This window comes from Deinococcus fonticola, from assembly GCF_004634215.1.
In the GTDB taxonomy this organism is placed as follows: domain Bacteria; phylum Deinococcota; class Deinococci; order Deinococcales; family Deinococcaceae; genus Deinococcus; species Deinococcus fonticola.
The window spans coordinates 199,581-206,480 of record NZ_SMMH01000002.1; the positions used below are offsets into that span (position 1 = coordinate 199,581).

Annotated in this window: 8 protein-coding genes; 3 read left to right on the top strand and 5 right to left on the bottom strand. The window is 63.7% G+C overall.

The window, feature by feature from the left end; genetic code table 11:
• Positions 1–135 precede the first annotated feature (135 nt).
• A complete protein-coding gene (locus E5Z01_RS02295) occupies positions 136–618 on the top strand; it encodes a guanyl-specific ribonuclease (protein WP_135227882.1) in 483 nt (160 codons plus the stop codon).
• Positions 615–1,013, top strand: coding sequence for a barstar family protein (locus tag E5Z01_RS02300; protein WP_135227883.1), 399 nt, complete (start codon positions 615–617; stop codon positions 1,011–1,013). The genes E5Z01_RS02295 and E5Z01_RS02300 overlap by 4 nt, the downstream gene beginning before the upstream one ends.
• A 64-nt stretch (positions 1,014–1,077) precedes the next feature.
• Here the strand turns inward: E5Z01_RS02300 and E5Z01_RS02305 are convergent, their stop codons facing one another.
• Together E5Z01_RS02305 and lysS are read right to left on the bottom strand one after the other, a co-directional pair.
• Positions 1,078–2,433 (bottom strand): alpha/beta hydrolase family protein, encoded by a 1,356-nt coding sequence (locus tag E5Z01_RS02305; RefSeq protein WP_135227884.1) that lies wholly within the window; start codon positions 2,431–2,433, stop codon positions 1,078–1,080.
• A gap of 273 nt (positions 2,434–2,706) precedes the next feature.
• A complete protein-coding gene (lysS, locus tag E5Z01_RS02310; RefSeq protein WP_135227885.1) occupies positions 2,707–3,873 on the bottom strand; it encodes a homocitrate synthase in 1,167 nt (388 codons plus the stop codon).
• Positions 3,874–4,043: 170 nt separating this feature from the next.
• Between lysS and E5Z01_RS02315 the strand changes: the two genes are divergently transcribed.
• Positions 4,044–4,727: a zinc metallopeptidase gene (locus tag E5Z01_RS02315; protein WP_135227886.1), complete on the top strand. Its 684-nt coding sequence runs from the start codon at positions 4,044–4,046 to the stop codon at positions 4,725–4,727.
• Between the two features lie 210 nt (positions 4,728–4,937).
• Here the strand turns inward: E5Z01_RS02315 and E5Z01_RS02325 are convergent, their stop codons facing one another.
• The 3 genes from E5Z01_RS02325 to E5Z01_RS19375 all read right to left on the bottom strand — a co-directional run.
• Entirely contained in the window at positions 4,938–5,387 is a 450-nt protein-coding gene (locus E5Z01_RS02325) for a disulfide bond formation protein B (RefSeq protein ID WP_135227887.1), read from the bottom strand.
• A gap of 2 nt (positions 5,388–5,389) precedes the next feature.
• Entirely contained in the window at positions 5,390–6,085 is a 696-nt protein-coding gene (locus E5Z01_RS02330; protein WP_135227888.1) for a DsbA family protein, read from the bottom strand.
• Positions 6,086–6,677: 592 nt separating this feature from the next.
• Positions 6,678–6,900, bottom strand: a 223-nt coding sequence (locus tag E5Z01_RS19375; RefSeq protein ID WP_167757723.1) for a hypothetical protein, incomplete at its 5' end; no start/stop codon positions are given.

Genomic DNA, 6,900 nt, shown 5'->3' on the forward strand with positions numbered 1-6,900 from the left:
TCTGTGGAAGAGCACTCTGGGGTGCTCCATTCTCTCCTGCAGAGCTGTTCCAGTCCGTCCTGCTCGTCTAAATTCACTCGCTCCACTCGGACAAAAAGCACTCCGTTCTTTTGTCGAATGCTTTAAACTCGGCGGGTGAAGTTGAAGTTCGCGTTCCTCCCCCTCGCCGCTGTGCTGGCGTCCTTGCTGGTGGCGTGCGACCTCCCCACCGGGAAAACGGGCACGTCAGGCACGAGCACGCCAAACACGGGCACATCAACCACCTCACCCCCCGCCCAGGTGCAAAAGCAGTCGGCCCGCGAACCAGCCAGTGACCCGATCAGCGGCCTGAAGTGGATCAGCCTGCGCGAGTTGCCGCGTGAAGGGCAGCAGATGCACGTCCTGATCGGCAAGGGTGGCCCCTTCCGCTACAGCAAGGACGGCGCGACCTTCGGCAACCGCGAGGGCCTGCTGCCCAGCCACGCGCGCGGGTATTACCGCGAGTACACCGTCAAGACGCCCGGCGAGGACGACCGGGGCGCCCGGCGTATCATCTGCGGCGGGCAACCTGTCACCAGCACCGCCGAGTGTTACTACACCGCCGATCACTACAGCACTTTCAGGAGAATTCGACCATGATTCAGGTCTTCGCGGAAGTTCCGCAGGGTATTCAGACCGCGCCGCACGAACTGCGCATGGCGGCCGCCGGGCATCAGGTGGCGGTGCGTGAGGTGGATCTGACGCACGTGCGCGACAGGGACTCGCTGATGATGGCGTTCCTGGCGGGGTTGGCCCTGACGCAGTCGTTCGGGCGCAACTGGGACGCGCTGTATGACGTGCTGACCGACCCGCAGCAGTTCTCCGGGCGGCTGGCGGTGGTGCTGTGCGATTACGCCCACTTCAAGAAGAAACGCGCCGCGCTGGCTGCCGAACTGGAGGGCGTGCTGATGGACGCCCAGCAGAGCGCCGCCGAGCAGGGAAGGCTGCTGTGGCTGCTGGCCGAGGAACGCGACACCGACACGAGGCACTGGTAGAGGAGCGAGGTCAGGGTAGTCTGATCCTGGCCTGAAGGAGCGGGTGGAAACCGGCCCGCACCGGCTACTCGCGCCACAGCACGCCGCCCGGATCCGCGGCGCCCCGTGCCGGACGGTCAAACAAGCGAGTGGGGAGTCCTCGCAAGTGCCGGTCAAAGAAGGCGTTCACGTAGTGGTCGGCCGTGTCCCGCCCGGCGGCCCGGTCATAGGCCCTCGGGACGAGCAGGGGCGCCATTAGCGGCAGGATCGTCAGGGAGTAGTGGGTGCTGCGCGGCACTTCCAGCCAGGTGGCCGGGGCCTTCGCCGCCCTGAGATACCGCCGCCACCGCTGGGTGGCATAGGCGAAATTATTGCTCTGGCTGGACGTCATCAGGAGCACCGGGCGCGGCGCCGGCCGGAGCCCGCCTTCGGGCAGCCCGCCGTCGAGGTTGACGGCCGCGCGGCACCTCACCTCCACGCGGCAGACCTCGAGGGCGGTCACGCCCCCGAACGAATGGCCGAACGAGCCCATGCGGCGCAGATCGAGCCGGCCGCCGAGCAGGGGATCGGCCGCCGCCCAGGTCGTGAGCGTGTCGTACACCAGCCGCTGATCCGCCACCCAGACCGGCAGCAGGCGCCGGGTGGACGTGTCCAGTTCATCCGGCCGGATGCCGAGTCGCTCGAGGTCGTACCCCCGGACTTCACCGTCCGGAAACACGGTGACGGCCGCCGCGTCGGTGTGGTCGAGCGCCACGACCACGTACCCGTGACTCGCGAGTTCCTGAAAGGTTCCACTGTTCTGGAAGCGGACGCCGACCAGCCCAGGCGAGAACACCAGCACCGGGAAGCGTGAGGCCGAGGGCAGGAGCGGCGCGTTCCGGGTGGCCGAGGCCGTGAAGTAGCGCAGGTGTTGCAGCAGTGGAGCGGCGGCCGGCACGCCGAAGGAGGTGGCGAGGCCGACTGCCACCTGATCCGGGTAGGGTGTGAGGGGCGCGCGTGGGCCACTCTGCGCCGCCGGATACCAGATGGAGACCATCAGGCGGCGGGCACGAACCGGATCGCCGAGTTCACGGTCGACCACGCCGACGGCATACGGCCCGGTCGGTCTGGGCAACGTGACCACCGGGAGAACCCAGGCCGGCACGGCGCCCGCTGCCGCCAGGACAAGGGCCGTCACCCCGGTGCGAAGCCGGGTCGGTCGGCCCGTGCCCGGCGTCCGGCGCCTGAACCGCAGCCGGGTCACCAGAACCAGTGCCGCCAGCAGGTACAGCGGCACCATCTGCACGCGCCAGCCCTCCAGCAGAAGATGGGCCAGCGTTGCCAGCAGCGGCAGCAGCGCGGCCACATCGAAAACCCAGGGCTGCCGACCACTGCGCAGGAGCCAGGGGAGCAGCAGCGCAGGAAGAAAGGCGAGGAGAGACAGCCACTCTAGCGGGCGCATCTTGGCCGCCGGGGCTGGAGGGCATCAAAAGAGTTCATCACCTTTCGATGGTGCGTTAAAGGTGACCGTGCCCACGACCCCCGAAAGGTGTACCCGGCGCACGGCCTGGGTCAGGCGGCGAGGTGGTGGCTGAACGCTAGAGCAGTTCTCCGAATGACGCGCTCAGGGGTGCCCTTTCACAGAGCGCGTCATTCTCCCCTTCGGGGCCGTCCTGCTCGTCTGAATGCACTCGCGCTGCTCGGACAGAATCACGGCGTTCTTTTGTCAAATGCTTTAGGCGCTGACCCATTCGCGCAGCACTTTCTCCAGGTGGGCGTCGTCCAGGTCGCCGTCCTCGGCCAGCGCCTTGATGTGGTCGGTGACGCGCCTGAGGGCGTCCTCGCCATAGTGCAGGCCCAGCTCACGGGCGCGGAAGGCGATGGCGTGCTTGCCGGTAATTTTGCTGGCGGCCTGGATGCTGCGGCCCACGCCGAACAGTTCGGGCGGAATCACCTCGTACGCGCCGGGGTTGAGGTAAATGGCTTTCAGGTGCATGCCGGCCTTGTGGTTGTACGCGAATTCGCCGGTCAGGTAGTTGTTCCACGGCACGGGCAGGCCGACCATCCGGGCGATCATGTTGTCCAGTTCGGGCAGCAGCGGCAGCTGGTACTTGTCCACCAGGCCCTGCGGGTCGAAGGTGAACATGCGCGCCAGGAAGCCGCCCAGCGGCGTGATGCCGTTGCGTTCCCCGATGCCCAGGATGGTCGTGTCGATGTGCGTGGCGCCGGCCTCGATGGCCTCGTAGGCGTTGCTGACCGCGCAGCCGGTGTCGTTGTGGCCGTGGAATTCGATGCCGCAGTCCGGCGCGATGACCTTGCGCACCTCGCGCACCAGGGCGTACACCTGCCGGGGCGTGGCGACGCCCACCGTGTCCGCGAGGCCCACGCGGTGAACGCCCATGTCCGAGACGGCCTGGTACACCGCCATCAGGTCGCTTTCCTCGCTGCGAAAGGTGTCTTCGGCACTGAAACGCAGTTGCAGTTCCGGGTGGTGGTCGCGCAACCAGCCGATGACTTTCTCAGCAGCGGTAATAATCTGAGGGATGCTCTTGCCGTGACTGAATTCACGCAGAAAGCTGCTGGTGCCAAACAGCAGATCGAGGCCGTGAACGCCGGTGTCCACCGCCCGCTGCACGTCCTCCATGGTGCAGCGCACGTGCGTCAGGAACCTGCTTTTCAGCCCCAGGCCAGTCAGTTTCTGGATGTCGTCGTGCGTCTGCTGGCTGACCATGGGCGTGGTGACCTCGATGAATTCCACCCCGAAAGCGTCGAGGGCCCTGGCAATTTCGATCTTGTCGTCGCGTTTGAAGTTGCCCCGGGCGAACTGTTCGCCTTCACGCAGGGTGGAATCGATGATGGCCCAGGAGTGGGCCGGAATCAGCGGGGCAGCAACATCAGTCATAAGTACCGCCCAGAGTGTGGCGCAGGACTTGATGAATGTCAAATTTTAGGGCTAGATAGTTTCCATTTGTAAGCCTCACTTATTCTTGCTGTGCATAAAGCTAAGGAGCAGGCTAATTTCTGGCGCCGCGAATCTCATCAAACCTGAGTGCCTCACGCTAAGATACGAGCATGTATTTCGGCCCCTACTTTCCCCTGATCATAGGCATCATGCTTCTGTCGTTCATCGTGCAGGGCTACCTGAGCCGCACCTATGGCAAATGGGGCCAGGTGCGTAACCCCCGCAACCTGACCGGCGCGGAAGTCGCCCGCATGATGCTCGACGAAAACGGCCTGCAAAGCGTCCCCGTCAACATGGTGCCCGGCAACCTCACCGACCACTACGACCCGCAGCGCAAGACCGTGAACCTCTCGGAAGCCAACTTCCGCACCCCCAGTATTTCCGCCATGGCCGTCGCCGCCCACGAAGTCGGCCACGCTATTCAGGACAAGGTGCGCATGCCCGCCTTGGTGCTGCGCGGCAAGATGGCTCTGCCGCTGAGCCTCAGCATGAATTTCGCCCCCTGGCTGCTGATGCTGGGCCTGTTCATCCAGTCCAGCGGCCTGATCTGGGTCGGGGTGATTCTCTTCGGCTTCGCCATGCTGTTTCACCTGATTACCCTACCGGTCGAGTTCAACGCCAGCAGCCGCGCCCTGGCCTACCTGCGTGAACGCGGTCTGGGCGGCGGCGGTCAGGCTGACGACGGCGCCCGCAAAGTCCTGACCGCCGCCGCCCTCACCTACGTGCTGGGCTTCGCCATGGCCCTGGCCCAACTGCTGAACGTGCTGGGCATGGCCCGCAGCAGCGACGACTGAACGGCGACCCTCACCTTCCCCCTCAACACCATGCGCCCCAGGTCAATGACCTGGGGCGCAGCTTTTGATGGTTCTGAAGGAGTCTAGAGCAGTTCTCCGAATTACGCTATGCGTGGAAGAGCACCCCACACAGCTCCATTCTCCGTCCTGCTCATTGTTTTGTACTCGCTCCACTCACCAAAAAGACATCATGTCTTTTTGTCAAATGCTCTAGGCGGCCACGGCGGTTGCCGGCTCTGGCTCGCGCTTCCAGCTCAGCAGCGCAATGATCAGGGTAAAGGCGATCATGCTCAACACCGGAATGGTGATGATGGTGTTCAGGGGCGAAGTCGCTCCCCAGATCGGCCAGGGAATCCCGCAGGAGGCCGAGGGGTCGGTGGTGCAGGCCTTGATGGTCGGTACGACCCCCCAGGTCTCCAGGTTCTGAAACAGCGCCAGGCCCCAGCCGATCGCTGCCAGGGTCAGCGCGTAACGCCGGATACCGAAGTCGCTGCGGAAGGCCGCCAGGCCCAGCAGCACGGCCAGCGGATACATGGCGATGCGCTGGTACCAGCACAGGATGCACGGCCTGAACTCCTTGATCTCGCTGAAGTACAGGCTGCCCAGCGTGGCCACGATGGCGACCACCCAGGCCAGGTAAAGACGGGTATCGCGCGTCATGATTACTGCAGGGCTTCGTCGATGGCTTTTTTGAGTTCATCGTAGCTCATGGAGTTCTCCACGCGCTTGCCGTTCACGAACACCGTGGGCGTGCCGGAGACCTTGTTGTCTTCAGCCATTTTGGTGTCCGTATCCACGGCGGCGACGGTGGCGTCGGTGTCCAGGCAGGTGGCGAACTTCGCCTGATCCAGTCCCTCGACGTTCACGGCCAGTTCCTTGAGGCGTTCCTTGGTGGCCCACGCTTGACGCTCGTCGCCCTGCGCCCGGAACAGGATGGTCTTGAAGGCGTTGAAGCCGTCGTTGCCGCGCTCCTGGTACACGCAGCGCCCGGCCTGCGCTGCAAACTTGCTGTCGTCCACGCTGAGGCCGGCGTTCTTCGACAGGAATGGCCACACCAGCGAGTACTGTTTGATTTTCCCGGTGTCTACGTAGTTCGTCTTGATCTGGGGGGCGACCGTTTCCTCGAACTGCTTGCAGATGGGGCACTTGAAGTCCTCCACGACCACCACGCTGACTTTGGCGTCCTCCTGGCCGGCGTAAGGCAGCGAAGCGTAGTTGAAGGTGCCCTCGCCGCCGGCCGCAGGGGTGCTCTGCTTCTTGCTGACCGCGAACAGGGCCAGGCCGATCAGCAGGGCCGCCACCAGCGTTCCGACGAGCAGCATCATATTGTTGGAGTTATTCCCAGAAAGTCGAGTCATGACCGCGTCAGTTTACCGTGCCGGGCATGAGAGCGTCAGCAGGGCCCCGCTGCCCTGCCCCGGTGGCCTGCCGCACTGCCCTGCTGGCCTGGGCCGGGAGCCCGATGCTTGCATTGACAACGTTTCCAGCGCGGGCGCATAATGACTTCACTCAGTATCCAGTAACAACATTTTTATTCGTGCAGAGCGCGTTTTCGTGGCGATAAAGATGTTGAACCGCCGTCGCCCGGCCCACACCCCCTTGAAGCGTCCCGTTCGTTTTCTGACTGTCCCCTCTGGAGGGTAGTTGGTTGGAACTATTCCCGACAGGGGTTGAAATGGGAGCGCCCGGAGCCTATCTCCGGGCGTGTTATTTTCGCTCGCACTCAACAGTTTCGTTTGCCAGACCTCGCATTGTCCAGACTTCCACCAACCCGGTCGACAGAACATCCATCTCCGCAAGTTCTACGGCCCTGAAAAGCGTCGCCTGCTCAGGTGCCGTACCTGTGGCACTGAATTCAGCGAAACCAAGGGGACACCCTATTGGGGCAGCAAATTACCGCCGGAACAGGTCGACCGCGTCATTGACCACATCACTCATGGCACCTGTTTTTCATCCACTGCGGTTCTCACAGACTGTCATCGCACGACCGTTGCTCGAATCGTTTGTCGCGCTGGGGTTCATTGACAACAGTTCCATGATCAGTACGCTCGTGACCTTGAGGTCACGAGCATGCAAGCCGATGAGCGGCACAGTTTCGTAGGCGAGAAGCGTGAACAGGCGTGGGATTTCACCGTTGTCGACCCCAAAAGTAAGTTCATCATTGAGGGCCAGG

Excerpts from the sequence above, each read along its gene's own strand:
- E5Z01_RS02300 (WP_135227883.1), top strand. The coding sequence starts at position 615 with ATGATTCAGGTCTTCGCGGAAGTTCCGCAGGGTATTCAGACCGCGCCG.
- E5Z01_RS02305 (WP_135227884.1), bottom strand. The coding sequence starts at position 2,433 with ATGCGCCCGCTAGAGTGGCTGTCTCTCCTCGCCTTTCTTCCTGCGCTG.
- lysS (WP_135227885.1), bottom strand. The coding sequence starts at position 3,873 with ATGACTGATGTTGCTGCCCCGCTGATTCCGGCCCACTCCTGGGCCATC.
- E5Z01_RS02315 (WP_135227886.1), top strand. The coding sequence starts at position 4,044 with ATGTATTTCGGCCCCTACTTTCCCCTGATCATAGGCATCATGCTTCTG.
- E5Z01_RS02325 (WP_135227887.1), bottom strand. The coding sequence starts at position 5,387 with ATGACGCGCGATACCCGTCTTTACCTGGCCTGGGTGGTCGCCATCGTG.
- E5Z01_RS02330 (WP_135227888.1), bottom strand. The coding sequence starts at position 6,085 with ATGACTCGACTTTCTGGGAATAACTCCAACAATATGATGCTGCTCGTC.